Below are 26,803 nucleotides of genomic sequence, written 5' to 3'. Positions count from 1 at the left end.
CAGCGGCGGGTTGATGATCGAGCGGGAGGGCCGTCGCGCGCGGCTCAGGGCCGCTCGAAGCCGCTCAGCACGTTGACCGCATTGATGCCGATCTCCTCCACCGCATAGCCGCCCTCGAGCAGGAAGACCGTGGGCAGCCCGAGCCGTCCCAGTCGCCGGCCCACGTCGCTGAAGTCGTCGCTTGAGAGCGTGAAGGCGCTGATGGGGTCGTGCTCGAAGGCATCGACGCCAAGCGAGACCACCAAGAGCTCGCAGCCGGCCTCGAGAATGCGCGCCTTGGCCTCCTCCAGCGCCTCGGCCCAGGCGGCATAGCCGGTGCCCGGCGCCAGGGGATAGTTGACGGTGAAGCCCTTGCCGGGGCCCTCACCGGTCTCGTCGGCATGCCCGAGGAAGTGCGGGAAACAGTGGCGCGGATCGCCGTGCAGCGAGAGGAAGAGCACGTCGTCGCGGGCGTAGAAGATCTGCTGGGTGCCGTTGCCGTGGTGGAAGTCGATGTCCAGCACCGCGACCCGCGAGCGGCCAGCGTCCAGGGCCCGCTGGGCGGCGATGGCGGCGTTGTTGAAGAAGCAGTAGCCGCCGAACTGATCGGTGGCGGCGTGGTGGCCGGGCGGCCGGCACAGCCCGAAGGCCGGCTCTCCGCTGGCCAGCACGTGATCCACCGCCGAGAGCGCCACGTCCTTGCTGGCCATGGCCGCCTCGAAGGTGCCCTCGCAGATCGAGGTGTCGGCCCCCAGGGCGTAGTGGCCGAGCCGGCCGTCGATATGATCAGGGATGACGCGCCCCGGCATGGTGCGGGTCGGCCAGATCCAGGCGATCGCCTCGCCCTGGCGACCGGCGGCGACCCACTCCTCCCAGCAGCGCTCGAGGAAGTCGACATAGCCGGCATCATGAATCGCCAGCACCGGGTCGAGGCCGTGCTCGGCCGGCGCGTGCACCTCGCCCAGGCCGCTCTCGAGCACGCGCTTGAGCACCAGGTCGACCCGCTCGGGGCATTCGTAGGGCGTCACTAGTTGCCCGCCGTCCAGCTCGGTGCGGGCACGGCGCAGCTTGGTGCGTTCACTGTGAAAGGTCAGCATCGCGATCGGGTGTCCTCATTGGTCAGGAAAGAGAAAACACGCGCCGCGGCGGGCCGGGGGCGTCACGCGGGGTACTCCCGCAGCAGGTCTCGGCCGCAGGCGCGGATGAACTCCAGCGCACGAGCATGCTTCCAGTCTTCTCGATACACCAGCCCGAAGCTGAAATCGATCGACGGGGTGAAGGGCAATACCACCACCTCGTCGCGCCCGACGAGCTGGTCGGTGGCGGTGATCGGGTTCATCACGCTGACGCCGACTCCGTTGGCGACCAGCGAGGTGATGGCCCCGATGTTGGCCTCGGTCTTGCCGGCAATGTGAATGCCGTGCGCGGTGGCCAGGTGGAGCAGCGGATCGGCGCCCACGTTGGGCTGGTTGCCGATCACCAGGAACTGGTCCTTGAGATCGGCGATGGTCACCTCGTCCCGGCCGCTCAAGGGGTGCCCCCTCGGCACCAGGCAGCGGGCCTGGGTGGTCAGCCACTCCTCGACCCGCAGCACCCGGGAGCTGACCGGCAGCGTGACGAAGCCGATATCGGCATGCCCGGACTCCACCTCGCGCAGCACCTCGTGGCTCGACATCATGTCGAAGCTGATGCTGAAGCCGCGATTGTCCTCCAGCAGCGCCGCAATCAGGCGCGGCACGAAGCCGAAGGCGAGGCCTGGAATGGCGGCGATCCGCAGTCGCGAGGTGCCGAACTCCTTGAGCGCCAGCACGCTGTGGCGCAGCTCCTCGATGTTGCCCATCAGGCGCAGGATCTCCTCGTAGAGCTCCCGCGCTTCGGGCGTGGCGATCAGGCGATTCTTCTGGCGCAGGAACAGCTCGAGCCCGAGGTTCTGCTCGAGCTGGGAGAGCGAACGGCTGACGCCCGACTGGGTGATGCCCAGCGTTCGCGCCGCCTGGGAGGCGCTGCCCGCCTCGAACAGCGTCTTGAAGATGGCGAGCGCCTTGAGCGAATGGATGTTGACGTCAGGCATGATTCAAAGTCATCGAATTTGGTAAAAACATCATATCTTGAAATATTTTCTCGGCGCTACCTAGACTGAGGCCAGTCGCATGACATAGCCACAGCGGATCGACACGATGACGACCTCTCCCCTCTTCTACCAGGCCGGTCCCGCGATGCCGGAAGTCAGCCACGGCCATGGCGTCTTCCTGTGGGACACCGACGGTAAGGAGTACCTCGATGGCTGCTCCGGCGCCATCTCCTGCAACCTCGGCCATGGCCGCGAGGACCTGCGCGACGCCATGCTGGCCCAGCTCGACCGCGTCGCCTTCACCTACCGCACCCAGTTCGAGAATGCGCCCGCCGTGGCGCTGGCCGAGGCGCTGGTCGAGATGACCGAGGGGGCGCTTGAGAAGGTGTTCTTCGTCTCCAGTGGCTCCGAGGCGGTGGAATCCGCCCTCAAGCTGGCCCGGCAGTACTTCGTGGCGCGAGGCGAGGCCCGACGCCGCCACTTCGTGTCGCTGCGGCCCTCCTATCACGGCAGCACGCTGGGGGCGCTGGGTGTCACCGGCTACCAGCCACTGGAGGCGCCCTTCGCCGACATCACCGCAGGCTCGCTCAAGGTGCCCGGCCCGGACTTCTATCGCCAGCGCGACGGCGACCGCGACGCCCATGTCCGCCGCGTGCTCGAGGAGACCCGCGAGAAGATCGAGGCGGCCGGCGGCGAGACCGTCATCGCCATCGTGCTCGAGCCGGTGGGCGGCGCCAGCACCGGGGCCCGCCTGGTCGACCAGGCCTACCTCGAGGGCCTGCGCGCGCTGTGCGACGAATTCGGCTGCCTGCTGATCTTCGACGAGGTGCTCTGCGGCATCGGCCGCACCGGCACCTGGTTCGCCTACCAGCAGTGGGGGGTGACGCCGGACCTGCTGATCACCGCCAAGGGGCTGGGCGCCGGCTACTACCCGGTGGGGGCGCTGCTGGCCCGCGAGGCCATCGTCGAGACGGTGATGGCCGGCGGCGGCTTCCAGCACGGGCACACCTATGCAGGCAATCCGCTGGCCTGCGCAACGGGCCTCGCCGCCATCGAGGCGATTCGCCGCGAGGGGCTGCTCGAGAACGTGCGGGCCCGCGGCGAGCAGCTGAGGCACGGTCTCGAGGCGCTCCAGGCGCGCCATGACTGGATCGGCGACGTGCGCGGCCTGGGCCTCTTATGGGGGGTGGAGCTGGTCATGGACCCCGTGGCGAAGACGCCCTTCCCCGCCGAGGCCAACCTCTTCGCCCGGGTGACGGCACTGGCCAAGGAGGAGGGGCTGCTGATCTACCCCCGGCGCACCCTGAACGGCCTGTGTGGCGATCACTTCCTGGTCAGCCCGCCCTTCACCATCAATGAGCATGAGGTCGAGCAGCTGCTCGAACGCCTCGCCCGTGCCCTTGACCGGCTGGACCGCGAGGTGGCACCGCTGCTCGACGATGCCTCCGCGCCCTCCGCCCACGGCATCACAGGCTGAGACTCATGACACTGCTCAACCAGAAACACGCCACGCTCGAGGCGGCCATCGCCGAGATCCCCGACGGCGCCTCGATCATGGTCGGCGGCTTCGGCTCGCCGGGCACGCCCTTCGCGCTGCTCGACGAGCTGCTGGCCCAGGGCCAGACGCACCTGACGCTGATCAAGAACGACGCCAACGAGCCGGACATCGGCATCGGCCGGCTGATCCGCGCCGGCCGGGTCGACCGGCTGATCACCTCGCACATCGGCCTCAACCGGATCGCCATCGAGGAGATGAACCAGGGCCGCCTGGCCGTGGAGATGCACCCCCAGGGACTCCTGGCCGAGAAGATCCGCTGCGCCGGCGCCGGCCACTACGGCTTCCTGACCGATATCGGGCTGGGCACCGAGGTCGCCGAGGGGCGCCGCGAAATCGAGTGCGACGGCCAGACCTGGGCGATCGAACCCGCCATTCGCGCCGACGTGGCCCTGGTGCATGCCGACCTGGCCGATGCCTACGGCAACCTCGTCTATCGCGGCACCGCCATCAACTTCAACCCGCTGATGGCCATGGCCGCCGACCGCGTGATCGCCCAGGCGTTTCGCGTCGAGGCTCCCGGCCAGCTGGTGCCGGAGCGCATCCACACGCCCTGTGCCTTCGTCAGTCACGTCGTGCAGGTCGACCCCGCCACCAGCGAGCAGGGGAGACGCACCCATGCCGTCTGATCAGGAACGCATGCTCGCCCGGGCCGTCCGTGAGGTGGTGCCCGGTCAGATCGTCAACCTGGGCATTGGCCTGCCCACCCGGCTCTTCCATTACCTGCCGCCGGAGATGGAGGTGCTGGTGCACTCCGAGAACGGCGTGCTGGGCTGTCAGCCGCTTGGCGCCAACAGCGAGCCGGATCTCGAGATGATCGACTCGGGCGGGGCCTACATCGGCATGCGCCCAGGCGCCAGCGTCTTCGACAGCGCGCTCTCCTTCGCCATGATCCGCCGCCGCCGGGTGGACATCACCTTCATGGGCGCCTTCGAGGTCGACCAGCAGGGCAACCTGGCCAACTGGAAGATTCCCGGCAAGTTCTCCCCCGGCATCGGCGGCGCCATGGAGCTCGCCCAGAAGGTCGACACTCTGGTGGTGCTCTGCTCGCACAACGACAAGCACGGCAACCCCAAGATCCTCAAACAGTGCCGCCTGCCGCTGACGGCGCCGCGCTGCGTCACGCGCATCATCACCGAGAAGGCGGTGATGCGGGTGACCGACTCGGGCCTCGAGGTGCTGGACATCGCCGAGGGGCTCGACGTGGCGACGCTGCGCGCGGCCACCGAGGCCGACCTGATCATCGACGAAGAGCGGCTGGGGAGATTCTGATGCTCGACGCTACCGAACAACGCATCCTCGCGCGCTGCGAGGCGCTGATGGACATCACCCTCGACCTCACCCGTGACCTGGTGCGCGGCTACAGCGTGCTGGGCCAGGAGCAGGGAGTGCTCGAGACCATGGAACGCTGGTTCGAGCACCTGGACCTGCCGGCCGAGCGCGTCAGCCTCGACGCGCCGGGCTTCGCCGATCATCCCCATCGGGTACCGACCCACTGGTCCAGCGAAGGGCGCTACAACCTGGTCAGCCAGCTCAACCCCGAGAGCGACAAGCCCCACCTGGTGCTCAACGGGCACCTCGACGTGGTGCCCGCCGAGCCCACCGACATGTGGACGCGGCCCCCCTGGGAGCCCTGGGAGCAGGATGGCTGGCTCTATGGCCGGGGCGCCGGCGACATGAAGGCGGGCATCGCCGCCATGGTGATGGCCGTGCAGGCGGTCCGCGAGTCCGGCGTAAAGATAGACTTCCCGCTGACCCTGCAGACCGTGATCGAGGAGGAGTGCACCGGCAACGGCGCCCTGGCCTGCCTGCATCAGGGCTATAGCGGAGACTTCGTGCTGATTCCCGAGCCCTTCGGTGCGCAGATCTACAGCGGCCAGGTGGGCGTGCTGTGGTTTCGCATGCGCCTGGACGGCGTGCCGGCCCACGTGCTGGACACCCGCGCCGGCAGCAATGCCATCGAGACCCTGCAGGGCTACCTGCCGGCGTTCAAGACGCTGGAGGCCGAGATCAACGCCCTGCCCCGCCCGGCGCCCTATGAGGCGCTGGAGCACCCCTTCAACTTGAGCATCGGCAAGATCGAGGGCGGCAACTGGGCCTCCAGCGTGCCGGCCCACGCCATCCTCGAGGGGCGCGTCGGCTTCCCCCCGGGCATGAGTGCCGACGAGATCATGACGCGCGTCCGCCGAGTCATCGCCGACCATCACCGCTCGCTTGCCGACGGCTCGCCCGCCCCCCGGGTCGAGTTCCACGGCTTTCGCTCCGAGGGCCACCTGGTCGACCTGGAGACCCGGGGGATTCGCCTGCTCTCGCGCTGCCACGAGGACCTCGCCGGCGAGCCGCCGGCCCACTACCTCTCGACCTGCACCACCGACCTGCGTGCCTTCCATGTCTCGGGCGGCATCAACGGCACCTGCTATGGCCCGGTCGCCCAGCGCATCCACGGCGTCGACGAGTGCGTCGAGATCGACTCGATCCGCCGGGTGATGACCACCTACGCCCTGTTCATCCACCGCTGGGCCAACGGCGACGACCCCGCCAGGAGCACCTCATGAACGACGCCTACCTCGTCGACTACGCGCGCAGCGCCTTCACCCGCGCCCATCCCCGCAAGCCGGAAGTCGACGCCTGGTCGGGCCAGCGCGGCGACGCCCTGCTGGCCCAGGTGATCGATGCGCTGCTGACCCGCCGCGGGATCGAGGGCGAGCAGATCGAGGACCTGAGCGTCGGCTGCGCGCTGCCGGTCAAGGAGCAGTGGAGCTTCGGCGGCCGCTATCCCCAGTGGCTCTCCCGGCTGGGACTCGGCTGCGCCTCGCGGCAGATCGACCAGCAGTGCGGCTCGAGCCTGGCGGCCCTGCGCGGCACGGTGCGCGAGATCCAGGTCGGGGCGATCGAGACCGGCATGGCCGGCGGCTACGAGAACATGTCGCGGGTGCCGATGGGGCCGAGCCTGTTCCAGACAGGCGTGCTTACGATCCCCGAGGCCCTGGAGGGCCGCGACGACCTCGACCTCGGCGTCGCCATGAACATGGGACTGACCGCCGAACGCCTGGCCAGGGAAAGCGGCATCCCCCGGGAGGCCATGGACGCCTTCGCCCTGCGCTCCCACCAGCGCGCCGCCCGGGCCGAGCAGGCCGGCTGGTTCGACGGCGAACGCCTGGCGCTTTCCAACCCGCAAGGCGACGTGGTCGCCACCGACGCCAACATCCGCCCCGATACCAGCCTGAAACGCCTGGCCGGCCTCGACCCGGCCTTCGTCGAGGGCGGCCAGATCACCGCCGGCAACAGCTCTCCGCTGACCTCCGGCGCCGGCGCGGCGCTGGTGATGTCCGAGGCCGCCATGACGCGTCACGGCCTCTCGCCACTGGCGCGGGTGGTCGCGGTGGTCGACTGCGGCGTGACGCCGGAGCGCATGGGTGCCGGCGCGGCCAAGGCGATCGCGCGAGCGCTGACCGCCACCGGCCTGCGTACCGACGACATCGATGCCTGGGAAATCAACGAGGCCTTCAGCGCCGTGCCGCTCTACGCCATCGATTCGCTGGGCCTCGACCCCGAGCGCGTCAACGTCTTCGGCGGCGCCCTGGCACTGGGCCATCCGCTGGGCGCCACCGGCATCCGCCTGGCCGGCACCCTCGCCCGCACGCTCCGGCATCGGCAGGGGCGCTACGGCTGCGCCGCCGCCTGCATCGGCGGCGGCCAGGGCATCGCGGTGATCCTCGAACGTACATGACCCGCGCCGGCACGGCGTCCTGCGCCGGATTTTCCCCCACCACCATCAGGAGGACATGGCTGACACCGCCATCGATCACATCGATAGCGCAATCCCGCAGCCCAAAATCTGAATCACCTTATAAACTGATAACGGCAACCCACCATAGGCAGGTATAGACATGACAAATCACAACAAGCCTTTCTCTCGTCCCTTCATCAGCGCCCTGGCGCTGCTCGGCGCCCTCTCCCTGGCGAGCCTGCCGGCCCAGGCCCGGGATCTTCCTGAGATCCGAGAGGATGTCTTCCAGGTCGTCAATTCCGGCGCCTATCCGCCCTTCAGCTTCGTCAATACGGCAGGCGACGTGGTCGGCTTCGACGTGGATATCACCGAGGCGGTGGCGGACAAGATGGGGGTCGAGGCCAACATCCAGACCTCGCCCTGGAACGGCATCGTCGCCGCCTTGGCAGGCGGCCGTTTCGACGCCTGCATCTGCAGCATGAGCGCCACCGATGAGCGCAGGAAGGCCGTCGATTTCACCGACCCCTACTACAGCTCGGGACTCTCCATCTGGGTGGGGGAAGAGACCGATGACGTCTCGAGCATCGCTGACTTCGAGGGCAAGCGAGTCGGCTCGACACTCGGCGAGACCGGCAATCAGTGGGCCACCGAGAAGGCCGACGGGAGGTGGCGCAACCAGACCTTCCAGGGGCTTCCCGACATGCTCAATGCCCTGACCACCGGTCGCATCGATGTCATGGTCGCCGATGATATTCCCGTCTATGTCGCGCTCAACGAGGACGATATCGCCATCAAGCAGGTCGATGTGGGCGAGCTGCCTCGCTTCCCGGCCGCCATCGCCGTTCAGCAAGGCACTCCCGAGCTCAAGGCGGCGCTGAACACGGCGCTTGCGGAGATACGGGCGGATGGCACCTATCAGGAGATCGTCGACAAGTGGATCGGCCCAGGGGTCGATTTCAACTGATGAGATCGACACAGCAGGGCGAGAGCCCTGCTGTCCCCCACACCCTTCCTGACAACACGACAACAGAATAGAAGGGATCATGGACATCAATCTGATGATCGAGATCGCCCCGCTGCTGGTGAAGGCGGCCTGGGTGACCGTGGACATCTCCGCTCGCGCCCTGTTCTTCGGTTTCTTTATCGCCTCGGTGCTGGTGGCACTGCGTACCTCGCAGACCCCACCCGTTCGCTGGCTGGCCCGTGCCTATATCAGCGTGGTGCGCGGCACGCCCTATTTCGTGCAGCTGCTGCTGGTCTTCTACGGCGGGCCCGCCATCGGCCTGCGCCTGGATCCCTTCACCTGTGGCGTAGTGGTCGGTGCCTTCAATATCGGGGCCTACATGAGCGAAGCCATCCGCGGCGCCATCGAGTCGGTGGACAGTGGCCAGAACGAGGCATCGCGCTCCCTGGGCTTCGGCCGCCTGGAAACCCTGCGCCACATCATCCTGCCCCAGGCAGCCGGCCTGATGATCCGCTCGGTCGGGGTGCTGGCCATCATTCTGGTCAAGAACTCCTCGCTGGTATCGATCATCTCGGTAGTTGAGCTGACCTATCAGGCCCAGCGACTGATCGGCTCCACCTACAAGCCCCTGGAAGTCTTCATGCTCAGCGCACTGATGTACATCGTCATCATTTATGCCGTCATGGGCATCGTGGAGTTTCTCTATCGCCGGGCCACACGCTACACCTTCCGGTAACACTTACTGGGCGCCTTACCGGGCCACAACAACCAGGATAGCCCCATGGAATTCGACTTCAGCCCCGTTATCGATTACCTGCCCACGCTGCTGCAGGGCGTCGGCGTCACCCTGCTCATCGGCCTGACCGTCGCCGTGATGTCGGTGATCGGTGGCCAGATCGTCGCGGTCATCACCCTCTATACCCGCAAGGTCGTGAACTGGCCGCTGCGCTTCTTCATCTGGCTGTTCATGACCACGCCGCTGCTGCTGCAGCTCTACTTCCTCTATTTCGGCCTCGGCGAGCTGATCCTGATTCCGGCGATCGTGGTGGGGATCCTGGGGCTGGGCTTTCACTACATGGCCTACAACGCCGACATCTTCATCGCCACCATCCGCTCGGTCTCGAGCGGCCAGTACGAGGCCTCGCGCTCGCTGGGCTTCGGGCATCTGAGGACGCTGTTCTACGTGATCCTGCCCCAGGCGTTCTATCGCGCCCTGCCCCAGCTGAGTAACAACATGATCATCATGGTCAAGGACATCTCGGTGCTCTCCGCCATCGGCATCGGCGAAATGGTGTATGTCTCGCAATATGCCATCAGCGTGACCTTCCGCCCCTTCGAGTTCTACATCACCATCGCCGTCATCTACTACCTGATCAACCTGATGATGGAAGCCGGCCAGACGTGGATCGAGCGTCGCGCCGCCTACCGCCGTTAACGAGGATGTGACATGACACAGTCGACAGAGACCCCGATGGTCGAGCTCAAGGGGGTCAAGAAACGCTTCGGCGACCTGGAGGTGCTCAAGGGCATCGACCTGCGCGTCGATCGCGGCCAGATCATCTCCATCATCGGCCCGTCGGGCTCGGGCAAGAGCACCCTGCTGCGCTCCATCAACAACCTGGAGGCGATCGACGAGGGCACCATCCTGCTGGATGGGGTTCAGGTCAACCGGCCCGACCTCAAGGGCCTGGCCTTCGAGCGACACATCAACCATATCCGCCAGAACATGGGCATGGTGTTCCAGCACTTCAATCTGTTTCCCCATCTCTCGACGCTGGAAAACGTGACCCTGGCGCCCCGCAAGCTCAAGGGCATGAGTGCCAGTGACGCCCGAGCGCTGGGCATGGAGCTGCTGGAGCGCGTCGGCCTGGCGGACAAGGCTCAGGCCTACCCCAGCGCCCTCTCCGGTGGGCAGAAACAGCGGGTCGCCATCGCCAGGGCACTGGCCATGCGGCCCAAGGTCATGCTCTTCGACGAGGCGACCTCGGCGCTCGACCCCGAACTGGTCGATGAGGTGAATCGGGTCATGAAGGGGCTGGCCGAGGAGCACATGACCATGCTGATCGTGACCCATGAGATGGCCTTCGCACGCGACGTGTCCGACTGGGCGATGTTCATGGATGGCGGCGTGGTGGTCGAGGCCAACACCCCTGATCGCCTGTTCAGCCATCCCGACCAGGAACGCACCCAGCACTTCCTGCGCAAGCACCTGGGCGCACACGCTTGAGGGGCGCCAGCACTCACCGCCACGAATCGTCGTCGAGCCGCTCACGCCGGTCCCGGTATCGGCCCGTCAACATCCACTCCGCGCCGGAGCAATACGTGCACACGACAACACCGAGCGCGACACGACGGATCGCGGCCCTCAACGGCCCGCGCATGACGCAAGGGGGGCGCCGCGTTCGACACGGCGCCCCCTTCTCTTGCTATCTGATTAGCGCTTCTCTTCCCATCCTGCCGGCGGAAAACGTGGCAGCGACTAGCTCGCCGCCAGCGCCTGGCGCTCGAGTTCCTGCCTCATGCCGTTGTCCAGCCCCAGGGCGCCACCCAGCTGATCGAGCCAGGCGCGCTCCATGGGATTCTGTTCGTCGATCACCGCCACGCTGACCAAGTACATCTCCCGCGCCGCCTGGGGCGAATCCGCCTGGCGGGCCAGGGCCTCGGCATCCAGCGGTGTCGAGAGCTGTTGCTCCACCCAGTCGTGAAGCTCGGCGTCGGCGCCCAGGGCATCGATCTGTTCGGTCAGCAGGGCGCGCTCGCGGTCGTCGATGTGGCCATCGGCGCGGGCCGCCATGATCAAGGCCTGCAGGAGCTCCAGGCTGCGTTGCTCCTGGGGGGTGCCCTCGAGGCGTTCCATGGGGCGACCCTCCTGTGCCTCGTCGCCGGCCCGATCGCCACGCGAGTTCTGCCACGCCTTCCAGGCCAGCGCACCAACGCCGGCGATGGCGCCGTATTTCAGCGCCTTGCCGCCCATCTTGCGACCGCGCTTCGAACCGATCAAAAGCCCCAGGGCGCCGCCGCCGAGCAGGCTCTTCAGGTCGACGCCGCTGCCCGGCAAACCGCCACCGGCGCTCTGTGTCCCGCCGCCTGCGCTCCGTGCCCCGTCTCCGGCACCGCCGCCGAGCGCTGAGGACACCCGGTTCACCATGCCCTGGACGTCCAGGCCCCCTGCGCCCTTCTGGCTGCTGCTGGCGGCCTGCTTCATGACCTGCTCGAGGATGCTCTTGGCGTTCATGTCGCGCTCCTTGTGAAAACGGCAAGGAGTTCGATAGGCAGAGTCGCAATAGGTTTCGCGGCCGGCCGGCTCTTTTACCGGGAGCATCCTGCGGGATATCACGCGGGAAAACACGCTGCGACCCCGCAATAGCGGACACGCAAAGACACACAGGCGGGCGGCGAATTACGCCAGGGACGCGAGCGAGCAGCGAGAGAAGATACGGCGAGAGCAAGACCGCCTGGGGAAGGCGTGAGGCGAGCCGGACACGGCACGGAGAAGCCACCGCGGCCACAAAGAGAGGCGGCCCCGAAAGCCACATCCCGGCACACGCGTCCATCACTACCGTTGCTCCCTTCCGGGCCTGGCGGGGTTTGCGATTTAGCGTTGCGGGAGGACCAACGGGGCCACCATAACGTGCGTCTCGAGGACGCCTCGACCGACGCGGGACATGCCCTTGTCGACCGGGGCGCACTATACCAATGTGCCTTCCCGGCAACAAGGGCCGATGCGGGAATCGGATGCTTGATTTCTCCGTCCAATGCAGGCGTCATAGAGGCCATGACACCTGACGACAAGGAGTCCGTGTGACGACCCCACGTGACACGACCGACAGCACCCGCAGCGGTGTACCGAGAGCCAGCGACGAGCTCGCCGGCCCGCTCAAGACGTTCGATGACACCGTCAGCCTGTTCAACGACGCAAGCGACAACGCCAAAACGGGCATGCTGCCCGACCTTCTCGATATCGCCCGGCAAGTGATGCTGCAGGACGGCGGTTGCGACGCCCTCGAGCAGCGCGCCCGCGCCTTCGAGGAGGCCGGCGTCTTCCGCGGGTCCGACTGGGAGACGCCCCAGTACCTCGTGCCCTCGCTGACCCCTCATGCGCTGAAGAGCGCCGACCCCAATACCGTCGCGATCGAGGCGCTCAGCGAGCTGCGGCTGCTGGCCGTGGCCAAGGGTGACTACCTGCACCCGCATATCTCGATGGAGCAGGCGCATCACTACCTGACCCAGGTGATGGCCATCAACCTCTGGCTGCTGTTCGGCACTCCCAGCGAGGCGGAACGCGAGACCCAAGGACAGCTGGCGCTGGTGCCGCGACAGCTGTTCGGCCATCTGGCCGATCGCATCGGCTACGAACACATCATCGACCGCCTGATCGTGGAGATCTGGCGGATCATCGAACAGCGGCCCATCCAGGTCGAGCCGGTCAAGCAGATGATCACCCAGATCGCCATCTGCCAGGCCAATCCCGACATCGACCTGGGGATCAGCGGTCAGGGCGCCGACCGCCTTGTCAGCTCGCTGTTCGGCCCGACCCGGGCCAGCCGCGAAGACCCGGGCCTGGAGATCTACCGCGAGCGGCTGTCGAGCATGGACACCCCCGCGCTTCAGGGCGAGGCCACCGGTTTCGCCCGCGCCATGCACGACACCGGCCTGGTCTCCGCCTACCATCCGGTGCTGCTGCGCCACCTGCTGGACTACAACGACCACCTGCTGGCGGAAGCGCTGGGGCTCTCGTCCACTGGCCGCGACTGCCTGCTCTGCTATCGCGAGCTGGTCCATGCGCTGATCCGCGGGGGCATCTATCCGACCACCCCGCAGGCCGCCTATGGCCTGGCGCTGATGCTGGAGCGCGGCATCCTCTACCAGCCGCCGGTGGCCCCGGCCATGTGGCGACAGCTGGGGCTCTCCCTGTCGGAGTGGTCCCAGGCCCGCCTCAACCTGGCCTTCGGCGAGACCGTCTCGCCTCGCGCCCGGCTGCTGGAAGGCGTGCTGTGCATGCTGGGCCTGCCGCTGGGCGTGGGCCAGGGCAACAACCCCACCTGCCAATCGGCTCGCGCCCTCTCCATGTGGGCCTACAACGACCCGGACTACCTGCTGCAGATGGTGACCTGGGCGGCCCGCGACGACGACATCATCATCCATTTCGAGGGCATGCCGCTCTCCTCCATGGCCAGCCTCTCCGGGGTGGCCCAGTCGCTGCCCATGGACCTCGACCCGGTGTCGCTGATCGTGGTGCCGCACCTGGATCGCATCTATGCGGAAATGATCCGGCGCTGCATCGGCCGCGAAGGCGACCCGCACCGCTGGGTGAACCCGGAGTTCCACGGCTGGTGGTCAGGCCGGGGTTTTCGCATCAATGTCGACGTGGCGACCGGCAAGCTCCATGAGCTGGACGACTTCCTGCGCCACTTCTACGCGAGCTATCACCCCTACTACAACGGCAATCAGCCGCTGATCCACCCCCAGCCGGCGGGCATCGCCGTGACCGACAGCGCCGCCCGCTTCATCGGCTGGCACGCCATCACCATCCTGCGGGTCAACCTCGACCCCAGCGACGTCATGCGGGTGTACTTCTTCAACCCCAACAACGATAGCGGCCAGGACTGGGGCGACGGCATCAAGGTGAGCACGGCAGACCAGGGCGAGCGCTTCGGCGAGTCCTCGCTGCCCTTCGAGCAGTTCGCCTCGCGCCTCTACATCTACCACTACGACCCCCTGGAGCGGGGCGAGCTGGCCAAGATCACCCAGGAGGAGCTGGACCGGGTGACGGGCTATATCCAACGCAGCTGGGGCCGCGACCGGACCCCTCCAGTCGGCCTGCAGGCCGACGAGGGTCCCTAGGCCAGAACGGCCCGGTCGACGACCAGGCTCGCCGCGACAGCCGCCCGACTCGATGCTCCCGTGCCCCCTGGGGCGGGGCATCGTGCGGTGAAACTCCCCCTGCCGGCATCTCGCGCCGCGAGCGAGTGACGCGATATGCCATAATGGCGCCTCCGTTCACGCCCCGCCGGAGCCGCCATGCCACGTCTCGATCAGTTGCTCGTCACCCAGGGCCTGGCCCGTTCCCGCACCCGCGCCCAGCGGCTGATCCGCCATGGCCGCGTGCGCCTGGCGTCAGGCGGCGCAGCGCTGACCAAGCCCGGCGAAAAGCTCCCGGAGACGACCGGCCTGACGGTGGAAGACGATCCAGAGGAGCGCTATGCCTCCCGGGCCGGGCTCAAGCTCGAGGCACTGATCGAGGCGCTCGGGCTGTCGCTCGCGGGGCGCTCGGTTCTCGACGTCGGCCAGTCCACCGGGGGGTTCACCGACTGCGCCCTGACCTTCGGAGCCCGCCACGTGATCGGCGTGGAGGTGGGGCACGACCAGCTCGATCCCCGCTTGCGCCACGACCCCAGGGTGACCTGCCTGGAGGGACTCAATGCGCGCGCCATGGCCAGCGATCCTCGCCTCAAGGCGGCCTTCACGGCACTCGGGGGCAACGGCCCGGAGCTTGCGGTGATGGACGTCTCCTTCATTTCGCAGACGTTGATCCTGCCCGAGCTTGCCATCCTGCTGCCGCCGGGGAGCGAGCTTTTGAGCCTGGTCAAGCCACAGTTCGAGGTGGGCCCGGGGGGCGTCAACGCGCGGGGCCTGGTGGTGGATCAAGGCCGCTTCGCCGAGGTCGAGGCGCGCATCCGCCACGTCTGCGCCGAGCTCGGCTTCGAGATCCTGCACTGGCAGCCGAGCCCGCTGCTCGGCGGCGACGGCAACCGGGAGTTCCTGCTCCACGCCGTGCGGCGCTGACGTCCCGGCGCTTCCCGCTCTCCCCCTTGCTCGGCCTCATCGCCCGGCGTCGCCGCCGCCATCACCGCCGGCATCGAGCTCGCCCGGGTCGCCTTTCGCCCCCGGTGGCGGGCGGTCGGGCTCGGCCGGCCGCCGCGGCGAGACGCTCTGGACCCTGCTGGCCTGACCGCCGGCCCGGTGGAGCCAGACGTCTAGCTGGTTGAAGGCGATGTCGATGCCATGCTCGGCGAACAGCTCGCCCACCCGGCAGTTGATCTCGTCGGTGGCGAACAGCCGGTCGCCGAGGCTGTTGACGAAGATGCGCAGCTCGAAGTCCAGGGTACTCTCGGCGTAGTTCATGAAGAACACCTGGGGCTCGGGGTCGGTCAGGACCCGCGCGTTCTCATCGGCCGCCTCGCCCAGCAGGCGGTGCACCAGGCGGTGATCCGAGCCGTAGGCGACCCCGTAGGTGAGCACCACCCGGGTGATGGTGTCGGAGAGCGACCAGTTGATCAGCTGATCGGTGATAAAGGTCTTGTTGGGAATGATGATCTCCTTGCGATCGAAGTCGGTCACCGTGGTGGCGCGGATGCGGATCTTGTTCACCGTGCCGGTGAGGTTGCCAAGGGTGATGGTGTCGCCGATGCGCACCGGCCGCTCGAACAGGATGATCAGCCCCGAGACGAAGTTGGCGAAGATCTCCTGCAGGCCAAACCCGAGCCCCACGCTCAGCGCCGCCACCAGCCACTGCAACTTGTCCCAGGAGACGCCCAGCGTACCCAGCGCCGTGACCACACCGCCGCCGACGATGGCATAGGCGAGAAGCGAGCTGATGGCGTAGGCGCTGCCCTGCTGGAGCGAGAGCCGCGAGAGCACCATCACCTCAAGCAGGCCCGGCAGGTTGCGCGCCATCGTCATGGTCAGCACCACCACCAGCAGGGCGGTGATGATGCCGGCCACCGTGACCATGTCGCCGACCGCCTCAGCGGACACACCCTCCCCGGGCGACACCAGGGTGACCTGCTCGAGGTAGCCAAACACCGAGAGCAGATCCGACCACACCAGATAGAGCACCAGGAGGAAGCCGATCATCAGGATCAGCTTGGAGAGGCGGAGCGACTGCTGGTTGACCTGTTCCATGTCCAGCGGCGGCTCCTCGACCACCTCCAGGCCCTCGACGCTCTCATGGGCCTGGGCGTGTCGCCGCGCCAGGGCACGGCGGTAGGCCAGTCGCCGCGCGGCCACGGCCAGGCCGCGGATCACCGTGGCCTCCACCAGGATCCAGAGGCCCAGCAGATAGAGCGAGATGACGAAGCGCCCCACCAGGCTCAGGGCGGTGTATTCGTAGCCATAGACGATCAGGCCCGCCATCGCCAGCGGCACCAGCGCGATGACAAGTCCCAGCAGCAGGCGGAACAGCTTGACCCCGAAGAAGGGCACATGGGCCAGGATCAGCTTGGTCAGCACCAGGCTCATGGCCAGCAGGCCGCTCAACATCAGCAGCAGGCCGACCGGACGCTGATTCAGCGCGACGGCCGCGTCCCGGGCCAGCGGGGCGATCAGCAGGACCGGGACCAACGCCACACCCAGCCACAGCAGCCATTTGCGCAGCGAGGCGGCATAGCCGGCAGACCAGTAGAAGTGCCGGATGGCCACCCCATGCGATGTCAGCAGGTTGCGGGCCCAGGTGAGCACGGCCCAGGCCAGCGCCAGATGCAGCAGTGCCTCGCCGATCCCCTGCCCGATGCCCTCGGAGCTCGCCATGAGTGCGACGCCGGCCGCCAGCAGACAGAGCGGGCCGGGCAGGGCCAGCAGGGCGTTGAGCGCCACCGCCTGGGGCGTATGCCCCTGGGAGTCACGCTTGAGACGACCGACCTCCTGATGCAGCCGTGACAGTCGCGCCCGGAAACGATGGCGACAGGCGATCAGCCCTAGCGCCGCCAGCAGGATCGGCACGCCGAGCAGCGCCCGGGCGCTCGGGAGCCGCCAGTTTGCCGGCAGCAAGGCGCGCCACTCCCCTTCGCGCCACTCCATGGCCAGGTTCTCCGGCAGGTTGCCAAGCCAAGCCAGGCTCAAGGGGCGCGTGTTGGCGATCCAGAACAGCTGCTCATCGATGGTAGCGCGCAACTCATGGCTGGTATCCAGCAGCTGCTGCTGAGTAAGCTGCAGGTCGATGGCCGCGCTGAGCATCTCGCCGTAGGCCTTTTCCAGCTGATCGACGAGCTCGCGACGCGCGCCGTAGAGATCGAGCAGCGACTCGACCAGCACCGGCGAGGCCTCGACATCGGCTTCATCGATACGCTGGCGCGCGAGCTTTTCGCCCTCGCGCAGCTGGTCACGCTGGCGGCCGAGCTCGAACTGCTTGAGGTGCAGGTCGGCGATCTCCTCCTGAAGGCCGGGCCGCTCCTCCACCCGCGGCAGCGTCAGGCGCTGCTCGCGGAGGATACGCGACAGCAGCATGCTGCCGCGGACGGCGTCGATCTGCTCGTTGAGGTTGCGCTGAAGCTGGCGGACCCGGTCGAACTGACGCCGCACCTCGAGACTTTCGCGCACCAGGCGATTGGCTCGATCGGTGGCGCGCAGCAGCTCGAGGCTCATGGTGCGGTTGATCTCCCGCGCCTGGCGCACCAGAGGATGACCGATGAAGCCCTGCCCCTCCTCGCTGACCGCCTCGGCGATGACCTGCTCGGACTGCTCGCGACGGCGACGATCGAGTGCCGCCTGGAGCATGGTCAGCCGGGCCTCCTGGCTGGCCACCTGGCGCTCGAGCAGGTCGAGGTGCTCCTGATCCAGCTCGCGCAGGCGACTGTTGGTCTCCAGCTGTCGCTGATGCAGCGCCAGGGTCTGCTCGGCCAGCGCTCGTTCGATGCGCAGCTGCCAGCGTCTGGGGGCATCCGCCGCCACCTCGGCGCCGGCCAGCTCCTCCAGTTGGCGACGCCGCTCGTCGATCCGCTGCATGGCCTCGCCGATGGCCTGCTGGGCGCGCTCTGGCAGGGTCTGGGCATTGAGCAGCCTAGAGGAGACCTCGGCGAGGGTGTCCTGAGACGACGACAGGGCTTCCTGGGCGTTCTTGCGGCGCGTCTCCAGCGCTTCGAGGGAGAGCTCCTCAAGCTCCTCGAAGGTGGTCTGCCGATCGACCCTCTCCATCTTGCCAAGCGCCTGCTGGATGCGCTGAAGCGCCTTCGGCGCCCGCTCGACCCGCGCCTCGAGCTCGGCCAGCTGCTCTTTCACCGCGGCCAGTCGCTCCAGCCCATCGAGGGCCAAGCGCAGCGCCTCGATCTCACGCTGGGCGCCCTCGGCGGGAGTCTCGCCCTCGGTCGACTGGCGCTCCTCGAGGCGTGCCTCGACCTCCTCGCGGGAGGGAAGCGGCTGGTTGGCACCGGACGGCGGGACGACCTCCTGGGCCAGCGCGGGCGTTGCCACCCAAAGCCCCACCATCAGGCACAGCAAGAGCAGCAGGCCGCCGCACACGGCAGCGCGCCGACGGCCGAGACTATAATAGGCGTTCAAGGGGCAGCCTCGGTTATGATGGAACATCGCGTAATTCTCGGCCCCCCGAAGCAGCAAGGCAATGACCGCCTGTCGCCCCGGGGTCACAGTTGACTTGCCGGGCTGGCGTGATAGAAACGCTCGTGATCTTCCACAAGGTGCCTGACCATGATGCCTGCCCGATTTCCCCTGTGCGCTGCGCTGCTGATGGCGAGCCTGAGCGGCACGACCCTGGCCGCCGAACCGTTGAGCGAGGTCGAGCGGCAGGCCATCGAAGCCCGCATCGCCGAGCTCGAGGCGGAGATGGGCGCGCTGCGCCAACAGCTACAGACGGCCGAGAGCACGCCATCCGCCACCGCCGTCCTCACCGACGACGCCGCCGGCCAGGAGCTCGAGGAGGCCGTTGACGAACGCCGCCAGCTCGAGCGCGCCTCGGCCAAGAACCCCTACGCCATCACCACCCACAAGCGCAACTACTGGTTCCCGCTGAGCTACAACGTCACGCCGAACGAAGGCGTCTTTCGCGACGTCAACAATGACAGCGAAGCCGACCGGGCGGAAATGAAGTTCCAGTTCAGCGTCAAGTTCAACCTGGTCGAGGATCTCTTCGGCGATGTCGGCGGCGACCTGCACTTCGGCTATACCCAGCGCAGCTGGTGGCAGGCCTACAATGCGGATGCCTCCTCGCCGTTTCGCGAGACCAACTACGAGCCCGAGGTGTTCATCGACTTCGACAACAGCACCTCGCTGCTGGGCTGGACCAACATCCACAATCGCCTGTCGTTCAACCACCAGTCCAACGGCCGCTCCGGGGAACTGTCGCGCAGCTGGAACCGGCTGATCCTCCAGTCCTCCTTCACCAACGACGACTGGACCGTGGTGCTGGCGCCCCACTGGCGCATTCCGGAATCCGAGGGCGAGGACGACAACCCCGACATCCACAAGTATCTCGGCTATGGCGACATCACCGTGGCCAAGCGCGTCAACGATGACAACGAGCTGAGCCTGATGCTGCGCGGCAATCCCAGCGACGGCAACCTGGGCACCCAGCTGGACTACTCCTGGCCGATGTTCGGCAGCATTCGCGGCCACCTGCAGTACTACTATGGCTATGGCGAGAGCCTGATCGACTACGACGAGCGCACCAATCGCCTGAGTCTGGGCTTCAGCCTCAATCCGCTGTTTCCCTCCGGCAGCTTCGAGCGCTGAGCCGGTTCCCGAATCAAACGTGCCGGGGTAGAAAGCCCAGTGAACCCCCGGGGTGAGAGCCCCGGTGATTGAAGTCAATCGGCTGACTGCTATGCTGAGCCTGTCATTCACCGTCATAGGAAGACCCGATGGCCAATCAACACTCCCGCACCAGCGAATCCACTCAGCAGCTCAAGGAAGACCTGCAACATCTCACCCAGACTATCGAGGAGCTGGTCGAAGCCACGGCCGATGACTCCCGGAGCAACATCAAGGAGCTCCGCGAGCGCGCAGAGAAGAGGATGAAGGACACTCGAGAGCGCCTCGAGGCACGCGGCGAACGCCTCTACGGCGAGGCGCGCGATAACGTGACCCAGCAGGCCGACGCCTGCGACCGCTATGTCCACGACAACCCCTGGACCAGCATCGGCATCGGCGCCGCCGTGGGCGTGGTGGTCGGCATGCTGATCGGGCGGCGCTGATGGCGGCGAGCCAGGGACCGGCTCAACGGCTGTTCAGGGCAGGCAAACGCCTGCTCGCCAGCCTGCTCGCGACCGGCGAGACGCGCCTGCGCCTCGCCGTGCTCGAACTGGAAGAAGAGCGCGCGCGCCTCTTCGGCATCCTGCTGCTGGCCGGCCTCAGCCTGATCCTGCTGCTGTTGGGTATCGGCGTCCTCACCGCCCTGGTGATCGTCGCCTTCTGGGAGACCCACCGCCTGGCCGCCATCGGCGCTAGCGCCGTGGTGCTGCTGGGCAGCGGACTGCTGCTGGCCCTGCGCGTGATGCAGCTGGCCCGGCGTCGCACCCTGCTGGCCGGCACCCTTCGCCATCTGGCCACGGATCGCGACCTGGTGGAGGCGAGCCGTGAACCGCGCTGAACGCCTGGCCCGGCGGGCCGAGCTCGAGCACGCCATCGAACAGCAGCGCATCGACCTGCTGGTGGCCTCCCATCGTTGGCGCACAGCCGAAAAGGCACTCGATAAGGGCTGGCAGCTCTTCGTCCGCTTCAAGACCCCGCTGCTCGTGGCGGGCGGCCTGCTCGCCTATCGCGGGCTGCGCCACCCCGGAGGCGCGGCGCGCCTGGCGCGCCGGCTGACCACCGGCGCGCTCTTCGCCAAGAAGGCTCGCGACCTGCTGCGCTGAGCCACGCCGTCGCCCGCTGATGGTTACCCGGACGCGTGTCCTCCCCCGGCGCCCTCCTACCCTAAAGGGCCCCAAAGGGCCCCAAAGGGGCCCAGAAAGCCCCCTGAAAGAGCCCCAAAGGAGCCCTCTCATGCCCCTCGCCATCAGCCTGCACCTTCTCGCCGCCGTGATCTGGGTCGGCGGCATGTTCTTCGCCTGGATGATCCTGCGCCGGGTCGCCGGGGAACTGCTCGAGCCGCCCCAGCGGCTGACGCTCTGGTACCACGTCTTCCAGCGCTTCTTCCCCTGGGTATGGGCCAGCGTGATCGTGCTGCTGGCGACGGGGCTCTGGATGCTCTTCGGAATCTTCGGCGGCATGGCCGGCGCCGGCGTACATGTTCACCTGATGCTGGTGACGGGACTCGCCATGATGGCGATCTTCCTGCACATCTGGTTCGCGCCGTTTGCGCGCCTGGGGCGGGCCGTGGCCGGCGAGGACTGGCCCACCGGCGGGCAGCAGCTGGCCCGGATCCGTCGGCTGATCGGCATCAACCTGATACTGGGACTGGCGACGGTCTTGATCGCCTCCGCTGGCCGCTATCTCTAATGCAGACACCCATCTGAGATAGATACCAACGCAAAAGGCAGGGCCTGAGCCCTGCCTTTCGTCAACTTACCGCCAGCTAGATGGCGGCCTGAATCGCAACGCTAGACGTAGAAATCCAGGTCTTCCTGTGCCTTGAGCAGATCCCGCATCTTGATCGGGTCATCACCATAGAAGAACACCAGACCCCAGTGCGTGCCGAAGGCCGAGCGGTCCGGCACCGTCTCCTCGGCGGGCGGAACCAGCTCGTGGAAATCGAAGTACGGATGCTCGATGGTTTCCTTGGGCATCTCGAGCTTGCTGACGACGCGACGACGCGGATACACGCCGAAGCAGCCCGCATAGCCCTTGGCATCGACCACTTCGCGCGGGAAGAAGTTGGCGACCTCCTCCTTGGTGCTCTTGGGATCGAAGACGAGCATCGATGCCTGATAGGCATTGAAGCCGTAGGCACGCTCGATGAGCTCGAAGGCCTTGAACCCGGGTGGGCGATAGGCGACTTCACCGAAGTACATCTCGCCGTCGGCGGTCACGAAGTACTCGGGGTGAATCAGACCGAACTGAATGTCGAAGGTCTTGATCAGCTTCTCGATCTGCTTGGTGATGGCATCGCGCCAGCTCTCGAGCTCCCGGGTGGCGGGAACGAAGACCGAGTAGCCCAGTGTCACGTATTCGGAGATGTTGAGGAACTGGATCTTGCCATCGTGGATCCAGGCCTCGACGGCAAATTCCCAGCCATCCAGGTGACTCTCCATCAGCAACGGATACTCTTCATCCGGGATATGCTCGATCTCTTCCATCGTGCGGATCATGCGATGGCCCAGACAGCCGGCCTTGTCGAAGGCCTTGACGTGGATCGGGTCGTCGGGGTCGCCGTCAAGCTTGAGCAGCGTCTGATTGACGCGCTTCATGAAGCGAACGACGTCCTCCTTCTCGTGAGCCTCCTCGAAGATCCCCACGCGAATGCCACCCAGCTGGGCGCGGCGTTTCATCAACGCCTTGTCACGGAACAGGATGGACTGTCCGTACATGCGAGGGCTGTCCATCAGCACGGAATTGATCGCGCCTGACCATTCGACAGTTTCCTCGAACAAGGGGATGGCGACATCAACGCCTTCCGCCTTGAGTTTTTCGGCAATCTCCATTGACCGATCATTCAAGCGGATGAAATCCCAGGCAATGAACGGAATCTTGTTGGCCGTGCAGAAATCCTCAGCCCACTCGGGCGCGACAACCACGTAGCGACGGTCAAACTTCTGTGCCGCCTTGATGGCATTGACGCTCCAACCCAGCAGGGCGATATAACCCTTTTTCGGATCCTTGGGCGTTTCCGTTCCGCGAACAGAATCCATCGAAGGATCGGTCCAGGATGCAACCTCCGGGGGCAGTTCAGTTTCTGTTGCTGGCATCGTCATTCGACATTCTCCTTGGGTTGTACGGAAAGCTGCACTCGGATCGGAGCGCGCGCTCGGTGAACTGAACCGCCGGGGAGCGGTGTTTCACAAGGATCTGGCCACCCGGCAGTATAGTAGGGCCTAATACGAACTAACACGTAAAAGCTCGAAAACAAGCACCTCCAGACGTGAATCTGATTCTTATAAATCAGTGTAGCGGCTCTGCCATCGAATAGGAAATCGAGTCAATAAACCCTAATTGATGGGTTCCCGACAACGGATGGTGGCAACGTTCTACTAACGCCCCGACGCCCAGCTCTCTTGCGCCAGTCGCATGGCGCTATGCACTTCATCGGCTGGGACGGCCGCAGGGTCGCCCATCTCCAGGGGGTCATAGTGAAAGACGTAAAGCCGTGAAACGAACTGGGAAACGGGTAGCGATGCCTCACCATAGAGTTCGCCATTTCCCTGAGTGGAAGTGATGATTCCCTGCCCCCAGTCTTGCCCACTGTCGTTGTTGGGGTTGAAGAAATACACCCGCATATTCCCGCTTGGATCGAGGGCAAGACGCTGAATGGTGATGGCGTGCCAGCCAAGAAAACGCGTGGCACTGTCAGTCACGGCGATGCCCGCAGGTTGCGGATTGATGACCGGAATATTGCCGTTGTAATAAGGGTGATAAGTCGCATAGAAGTCGCGGACAAACCCCTCGAAATCCTTCAGGCCACCCGTAAAGACATCGACCGCGATACAAAATCCATGGCCGACCTGCTCGCCATGGAACTCGGCATTGACCCACTTGTGCGGATCCTCTCCACGACCGGCACTGCGGCGACCCATCTCGAAGTAGATGCGGTCGAGATGCGGGACGGTCAGCAGTGAGACGGCGTCCACATCGACGGGTGGCTCGCTCGCCAGGCCGGTGCCGAGTTCACGCGAGGAGATGTTGTCACCCTCGAAGCGCATCACGATCTCGTCATCGCGCGCCGCCCAGGCGACGAAGCGAAGCAGATCGGCCGGCGCACTGTAGGCCCACATGGACAGGGCGCGCGTGGACTGGCAGGTCGGATAATTGCCCTGCCCCACGCCGAGAGGATGGCCGAGTACGTTGAGGACGTCGGCCAGCAGGAAGCATTCCGGAGAGCGACGGCTCCCGAAGACACTGACAATCTTCTCTGCCGCCGCGTCGCACAGGGTCAATCTCACCTGCCGCCACAGCGACGGGGCCATCGGTGGCGCATACAGAATGCCCCGCTCGAGCATCATGGCCAGCCCATAGACCGCCTGGCTGGTTTCGGCAAACAGCGCTTCGTCGATCAGGGTGTGGATCAATGCCGGGTAGCAGTGAAAGGCGTCTGCGCCGGTGTAGCTGAGGCCCAGCGCCGTCGGGATCAAGGCATTCCACCGGGTGCGCAGATAACGGATGAAACCCGGCATGTAGGGCGAGACCAGGCCGGTGCTGTGCATGGCCTGGGCGAAGGCAATGGCTTCCTGCAGCAGGGTCGCATCGTCCATGACCGCCAGCCGCTCGGCATAGGCGTCGAAACCGGGATCCTCGCGGCAACCTTCGGTGGGGCTGAATACGGCATTGATCAGCCGCAGCGCGTCATCCCCGACGTCTCCCATCATCGCGTCGGGCTTGTGCAGGCAGGCGGCGATCTGAGTCACCATGTGCTTGACCCCGTCGACCTGGACCGGACGTTGCGCCAGCACCCGCCACACCTCGGCGACCAGATGCTCCAGCAGGTTTTCGTAGCCCAGATGACGCAGCAGGTAGTGATAGAGATGCTGGACGACATAGCCCAGTCCGTCGGGCCGCAGGCGATCGCCCTCCTGGAGATCACTGACCACGAGGTCGAGGTTCATCGCCATCACCTGAGCGAGATAGTGATGGGCGTGCTCGGCAGAGATGGAGGGGTGGTTGAAGTCGCCACTGGCCACCGCCAAGAGGCGTATCTGGCTCAGGCTTTCCACCAGGGTCGCGACCGTGTCGCCATGTCGCACCGTACGCACGGAGAGGGAAGGCACCAGCGTCTGGGGAGTGTCCCAGTCACTGCCGCGGAAGAACCCGGCGGCCTCGAGCGCCGGTACACGCGCGTAGATGAGCTCGATTCCATTATCGTCGAGCATCAAGGCGCGTAGCGGATCGAGGACCTCGAAGACGGGCGAGACACCCGCGATGGCATTGGCGGCGGCGAGTCGCTCGATGGCGGCGTCTAACTGGTCCACTATCGGCGCGCCTGACATGCCATCGCCGTGGGAGTGAGGGTCGTGTGCGTCCAAGCTCATCACCCCACTGTCCATCCTACCTCGGGACATGTCAAACGCATGGGGCAGGCCTGGAGCCAGCAACCCCGTCGCCTAGGGGCGACCCTGACGTCGCGATCCCTCGGGGTCTCGCGGGCCCGTTATCCGTGGCAGCGCCGCCCGGGCCGCATCGAGGAGCCCTGCGGCAACACCCGACACGGCGGCCCCGAGCGACTGACCACGAAGTGCTTGCCTATGCATGGCGGCCCCTCAAGGGAAGGACGCTACAGCGCCAGACCGCAGGCCACGCCCGACGCCCAGGCCCACTGGAAGTTGTGGCCGCCGAGCTCGCCGGTCACGTCCAGCACCTCGCCGATGAAGCGCAGCTGGGGCAGCCCCATGACCGCAAAGTGCTTCGACGAGATCGACCGCGTGTCGACCCCGCCCATCGTCACCTCGGCGGTGCGCCAGCCCTCGGTACCGGCCGGCTTGACGCGCCAGTCGCCGAGACGCTCGGCCCAGGCCGCGAGGCGATCATTGGAATACTCGGCCAGCACCCCGTCATCGCCGTGCCACTCGATCAGCGCCTGGGCGAGCCGCTTGGGCAGCCGCTCGCCAAGCCAGGTCGAGAGCCGGCGCCTGGGCGTCTCGCGGCGCGCCGAGGCCAGGGCCTCGAAGGCATCGATGCCGGGCAGCAGGTCGATGGAGAGGGTGTCGCCCGGCTGCCAGACGCTGGAGATCTGCAGCATGGCGGGGCCCGACAGGCCGCGATGGGTGAAGAGCATCGGTTCGCGGTAGCGACACCCACGACAGCTCACCACCACCTCGACGCTGACCCCGGCCAGGGCCTCGGCCCGCGCTTTCCAGTGCGACGTGAGGGTGAAGGGCACCAGGGCGGCCCGGGTATCGGTGACCTCGAGGCCGAACTGCCGGGCCAGATCATAGCCGAATCCCGTGGCGCCCATGGTCGGGATGGAGAGCCCCCCGCTCGCCACCACCACGGCACCGGCGTCGATGCGCCCCGCCGAGGTCGAGAGCCGCATGCCCTCCCCGGCGCGCTCCACGGCCTCGATCGAGGTCTTGAGGCGAATCTCGACGCCCGCCCAGTCGCACTCGGTCAGCAGCACCCGCAGGATCTCCTTCGCAGAGTCGGCGCAGAACAGCTGCCCTGGGGCCTTCTCCACGTACTCCACGCCGTGCCGGTCCACAAGCTCGACGAAGTGCTCGGGCCGGTAGCGCTTGAGGGCCGAGATGCAGAAGGCCGGGTTGTCCGAATAGAAGTTGGCCGGACTCGAGGCCAGGTTGGTGAAGTTGCAGCGTCCCCCGCCGGACATCAGGATCTTCTTGCCGGCCTTGTTGGCATGATCCACCACCAGCACACGCCGCCCGGCATAGCCGGCGGTCAGCGCACACATCAATCCGGCGGCACCGGCGCCGATCACTACCACGTCATACGTCACGGCCTTGGTCTCCCGCGGGGAATCGAGTCAGGCCGCGCATTCTAGCAGCCCGCCGGCCCGCCGCCGAGCTCGCCTGAGGAGTGGTCATTTCTGTACAAGGATTGTACATTTAAAGGATGACGAGTCAGCTGTGCATTTCTTTCACACTGTGCTGTCACACTCGGCCCCAACCGAGCTCCAAGCTATTACGGGCCCGACGGAACGGGCTCCCGCTCATCGATCACCGACAAGAAGCC

General features: G+C 66.4%; 23 protein-coding genes and 1 other RNA gene. 16 read left to right on the top strand and 8 right to left on the bottom strand.

The window, feature by feature from the left end; translation table 11 throughout:
- Positions 1-44: 44 nt before the first annotated feature.
- Positions 45-1,076, bottom strand: coding sequence for a histone deacetylase family protein (locus ABE957_RS04735; protein WP_349757524.1), 1,032 nt, complete (start codon positions 1,074-1,076; stop codon positions 45-47).
- 62 nt (positions 1,077-1,138) lie between these two features.
- Positions 1,139-2,050 (bottom strand): LysR family transcriptional regulator, encoded by a 912-nt coding sequence (locus tag ABE957_RS04730; RefSeq protein WP_349757523.1) that lies wholly within the window; start codon positions 2,048-2,050, stop codon positions 1,139-1,141.
- Positions 2,051-2,156: 106 nt separating this feature from the next.
- Between ABE957_RS04730 and ABE957_RS04725 the strand changes: the two genes are divergently transcribed.
- The 9 genes from ABE957_RS04725 to ABE957_RS04685 all read left to right on the top strand — a co-directional run bounded on the left by ABE957_RS04725 (position 2,157) and on the right by ABE957_RS04685 (position 10,526).
- A complete protein-coding gene (locus ABE957_RS04725; RefSeq protein ID WP_349757522.1) occupies positions 2,157-3,527 on the top strand; it encodes an aminotransferase family protein in 1,371 nt (456 codons plus the stop codon).
- Between the two features lie 5 nt (positions 3,528-3,532).
- Positions 3,533-4,234 carry a CoA transferase subunit A gene (locus ABE957_RS04720; RefSeq protein WP_349757521.1) on the top strand — a complete coding sequence of 234 codons (702 nt, stop codon included), beginning with the start codon at positions 3,533-3,535 and terminating at the stop codon, positions 4,232-4,234.
- A complete protein-coding gene (locus tag ABE957_RS04715) occupies positions 4,224-4,877 on the top strand; it encodes a 3-oxoacid CoA-transferase subunit B (RefSeq protein ID WP_349757520.1) in 654 nt (217 codons plus the stop codon). Before ABE957_RS04720 ends, ABE957_RS04715 begins: the two co-directional genes overlap by 11 nt.
- A complete protein-coding gene (locus ABE957_RS04710) occupies positions 4,877-6,160 on the top strand; it encodes an ArgE/DapE family deacylase (protein WP_349757519.1) in 1,284 nt (427 codons plus the stop codon). Before ABE957_RS04715 ends, ABE957_RS04710 begins: the two co-directional genes overlap by 1 nt.
- On the top strand, positions 6,157-7,335 hold the full coding sequence (locus ABE957_RS04705) for an acetyl-CoA C-acyltransferase (RefSeq protein WP_349757518.1): 1,179 nt from the start codon (positions 6,157-6,159) through the stop codon (positions 7,333-7,335). Before ABE957_RS04710 ends, ABE957_RS04705 begins: the two co-directional genes overlap by 4 nt.
- Before the next feature lie 160 nt (positions 7,336-7,495).
- Entirely contained in the window at positions 7,496-8,299 is an 804-nt protein-coding gene (locus ABE957_RS04700; RefSeq protein WP_349757517.1) for a transporter substrate-binding domain-containing protein, read from the top strand.
- Between the two features lie 79 nt (positions 8,300-8,378).
- Positions 8,379-9,035: an amino acid ABC transporter permease gene (locus ABE957_RS04695; protein WP_349757516.1), complete on the top strand. Its 657-nt coding sequence runs from the start codon at positions 8,379-8,381 to the stop codon at positions 9,033-9,035.
- A 45-nt stretch (positions 9,036-9,080) separates the two neighbouring features.
- Positions 9,081-9,734 carry an amino acid ABC transporter permease gene (locus tag ABE957_RS04690; RefSeq protein WP_349757515.1) on the top strand — a complete coding sequence of 218 codons (654 nt, stop codon included), beginning with the start codon at positions 9,081-9,083 and terminating at the stop codon, positions 9,732-9,734.
- A 12-nt stretch (positions 9,735-9,746) separates the two neighbouring features.
- Positions 9,747-10,526: an amino acid ABC transporter ATP-binding protein gene (locus ABE957_RS04685; RefSeq protein ID WP_432765397.1), complete on the top strand. Its 780-nt coding sequence runs from the start codon at positions 9,747-9,749 to the stop codon at positions 10,524-10,526.
- 252 nt (positions 10,527-10,778) lie between these two features.
- On the opposite strand, the gene ABE957_RS04680 is transcribed toward ABE957_RS04685, so the two are convergent.
- Together ABE957_RS04680 and ffs are read right to left on the bottom strand one after the other, a co-directional pair.
- The gene (locus ABE957_RS04680) at positions 10,779-11,534 is read right to left on the bottom strand and encodes a tellurite resistance TerB family protein (protein ID WP_349757514.1); all 756 of its coding nucleotides are present in this window, start codon (positions 11,532-11,534) and stop codon (positions 10,779-10,781) included.
- Between the two features lie 286 nt (positions 11,535-11,820).
- An RNA gene (gene ffs, locus ABE957_RS04675) (signal recognition particle sRNA small type) lies at positions 11,821-11,917 on the bottom strand.
- A gap of 183 nt (positions 11,918-12,100) precedes the next feature.
- On the opposite strand from ffs, the gene ABE957_RS04670 reads away from it, so the two are divergent.
- Both ABE957_RS04670 and ABE957_RS04665 read left to right on the top strand, forming a co-directional pair.
- Positions 12,101-14,143, top strand: a complete 2,043-nt coding sequence (locus ABE957_RS04670) for a hypothetical protein (RefSeq protein WP_349757513.1) — start codon at positions 12,101-12,103, stop codon at positions 14,141-14,143.
- Positions 14,144-14,320: 177 nt separating this feature from the next.
- Positions 14,321-15,085 (top strand): TlyA family RNA methyltransferase, encoded by a 765-nt coding sequence (locus tag ABE957_RS04665; RefSeq protein ID WP_349757512.1) that lies wholly within the window; start codon positions 14,321-14,323, stop codon positions 15,083-15,085.
- Positions 15,086-15,121: 36 nt separating this feature from the next.
- On the opposite strand, the gene mscK is transcribed toward ABE957_RS04665, so the two are convergent.
- Positions 15,122-18,574 (bottom strand): mechanosensitive channel MscK, encoded by a 3,453-nt coding sequence (mscK, locus tag ABE957_RS04660; protein WP_432765396.1) that lies wholly within the window; start codon positions 18,572-18,574, stop codon positions 15,122-15,124.
- Between the two features lie 147 nt (positions 18,575-18,721).
- Here mscK and ABE957_RS04655 point away from each other — a divergent pair, with 147 nt between their 5' ends.
- From ABE957_RS04655 to ABE957_RS04635, 5 genes are all read left to right on the top strand, one after another.
- The gene (locus ABE957_RS04655) at positions 18,722-19,762 is read left to right on the top strand and encodes a phospholipase A (RefSeq protein WP_349757511.1); all 1,041 of its coding nucleotides are present in this window, start codon (positions 18,722-18,724) and stop codon (positions 19,760-19,762) included.
- A gap of 128 nt (positions 19,763-19,890) precedes the next feature.
- Positions 19,891-20,223, top strand: a complete 333-nt coding sequence (locus ABE957_RS04650) for an ElaB/YgaM/YqjD family protein (protein WP_349757510.1) — start codon at positions 19,891-19,893, stop codon at positions 20,221-20,223.
- Positions 20,223-20,618, top strand: coding sequence for a phage holin family protein (locus tag ABE957_RS04645; RefSeq protein ID WP_349757509.1), 396 nt, complete (start codon positions 20,223-20,225; stop codon positions 20,616-20,618). The genes ABE957_RS04650 and ABE957_RS04645 overlap by 1 nt, the downstream gene beginning before the upstream one ends.
- Complete coding sequence (locus tag ABE957_RS04640; RefSeq protein WP_349757508.1) at positions 20,605-20,883, top strand: YqjK-like family protein; 279 nt, start codon at positions 20,605-20,607, stop codon at positions 20,881-20,883. Before ABE957_RS04645 ends, ABE957_RS04640 begins: the two co-directional genes overlap by 14 nt.
- A 130-nt stretch (positions 20,884-21,013) precedes the next feature.
- Positions 21,014-21,469: a CopD family protein gene (locus tag ABE957_RS04635; RefSeq protein WP_349757507.1), complete on the top strand. Its 456-nt coding sequence runs from the start codon at positions 21,014-21,016 to the stop codon at positions 21,467-21,469.
- Between the two features lie 101 nt (positions 21,470-21,570).
- On the opposite strand, the gene ABE957_RS04630 is transcribed toward ABE957_RS04635, so the two are convergent.
- From ABE957_RS04630 to ABE957_RS04620, 3 genes are all read right to left on the bottom strand, one after another.
- Entirely contained in the window at positions 21,571-22,818 is a 1,248-nt protein-coding gene (locus ABE957_RS04630) for an ATP-grasp domain-containing protein (protein WP_349757575.1), read from the bottom strand.
- A gap of 339 nt (positions 22,819-23,157) precedes the next feature.
- Complete coding sequence (locus ABE957_RS04625; RefSeq protein WP_432765395.1) at positions 23,158-25,149, bottom strand: hypothetical protein; 1,992 nt, start codon at positions 25,147-25,149, stop codon at positions 23,158-23,160.
- 242 nt (positions 25,150-25,391) lie between these two features.
- Positions 25,392-26,567, bottom strand: coding sequence for a BaiN/RdsA family NAD(P)/FAD-dependent oxidoreductase (locus tag ABE957_RS04620; protein WP_349757505.1), 1,176 nt, complete (start codon positions 26,565-26,567; stop codon positions 25,392-25,394).
- Between the last annotated feature and the right edge of the window lie 236 nt (positions 26,568-26,803).

Source organism: Halomonas pelophila, assembly GCF_040196315.1.
Lineage (GTDB): Bacteria > Pseudomonadota > Gammaproteobacteria > Pseudomonadales > Halomonadaceae > Halomonas > Halomonas pelophila.
Note: the sequence above shows the minus strand (reverse complement) of the source record. Positions and strands in the feature narration are given on the sequence as shown.

Bases quoted from the DNA above. Each gene is read 5' to 3' on its own strand.
- ABE957_RS04725 (WP_349757522.1), top strand. From the start codon at position 2,157: ATGACGACCTCTCCCCTCTTCTACCAGGCCGGTCCCGCGATGCCGGAA.
- ABE957_RS04645 (WP_349757509.1), top strand. From the start codon at position 20,223: ATGGCGGCGAGCCAGGGACCGGCTCAACGGCTGTTCAGGGCAGGCAAA.
- ABE957_RS04665 (WP_349757512.1), top strand. From the start codon at position 14,321: ATGCCACGTCTCGATCAGTTGCTCGTCACCCAGGGCCTGGCCCGTTCC.
- ABE957_RS04715 (WP_349757520.1), top strand. From the start codon at position 4,224: ATGCCGTCTGATCAGGAACGCATGCTCGCCCGGGCCGTCCGTGAGGTG.
- ABE957_RS04720 (WP_349757521.1), top strand. From the start codon at position 3,533: ATGACACTGCTCAACCAGAAACACGCCACGCTCGAGGCGGCCATCGCC.
- ABE957_RS04625 (WP_432765395.1), bottom strand. From the start codon at position 25,149: ATGAGCTTGGACGCACACGACCCTCACTCCCACGGCGATGGCATGTCA.
- ABE957_RS04690 (WP_349757515.1), top strand. From the start codon at position 9,081: ATGGAATTCGACTTCAGCCCCGTTATCGATTACCTGCCCACGCTGCTG.
- ABE957_RS04630 (WP_349757575.1), bottom strand. From the start codon at position 22,818: ATGGATTCTGTTCGCGGAACGGAAACGCCCAAGGATCCGAAAAAGGGT.
- ABE957_RS04695 (WP_349757516.1), top strand. From the start codon at position 8,379: ATGGACATCAATCTGATGATCGAGATCGCCCCGCTGCTGGTGAAGGCG.
- ABE957_RS04635 (WP_349757507.1), top strand. From the start codon at position 21,014: ATGCCCCTCGCCATCAGCCTGCACCTTCTCGCCGCCGTGATCTGGGTC.
- ABE957_RS04710 (WP_349757519.1), top strand. From the start codon at position 4,877: ATGCTCGACGCTACCGAACAACGCATCCTCGCGCGCTGCGAGGCGCTG.
- ABE957_RS04700 (WP_349757517.1), top strand. From the start codon at position 7,496: ATGACAAATCACAACAAGCCTTTCTCTCGTCCCTTCATCAGCGCCCTG.
- ABE957_RS04680 (WP_349757514.1), bottom strand. From the start codon at position 11,534: ATGAACGCCAAGAGCATCCTCGAGCAGGTCATGAAGCAGGCCGCCAGC.
- ABE957_RS04730 (WP_349757523.1), bottom strand. From the start codon at position 2,050: ATGCCTGACGTCAACATCCATTCGCTCAAGGCGCTCGCCATCTTCAAG.
- ABE957_RS04655 (WP_349757511.1), top strand. From the start codon at position 18,722: ATGATGCCTGCCCGATTTCCCCTGTGCGCTGCGCTGCTGATGGCGAGC.
- ABE957_RS04650 (WP_349757510.1), top strand. From the start codon at position 19,891: ATGGCCAATCAACACTCCCGCACCAGCGAATCCACTCAGCAGCTCAAG.
- ABE957_RS04685 (WP_432765397.1), top strand. From the start codon at position 9,747: ATGACACAGTCGACAGAGACCCCGATGGTCGAGCTCAAGGGGGTCAAG.
- ABE957_RS04735 (WP_349757524.1), bottom strand. From the start codon at position 1,076: ATGCTGACCTTTCACAGTGAACGCACCAAGCTGCGCCGTGCCCGCACC.
- ABE957_RS04705 (WP_349757518.1), top strand. From the start codon at position 6,157: ATGAACGACGCCTACCTCGTCGACTACGCGCGCAGCGCCTTCACCCGC.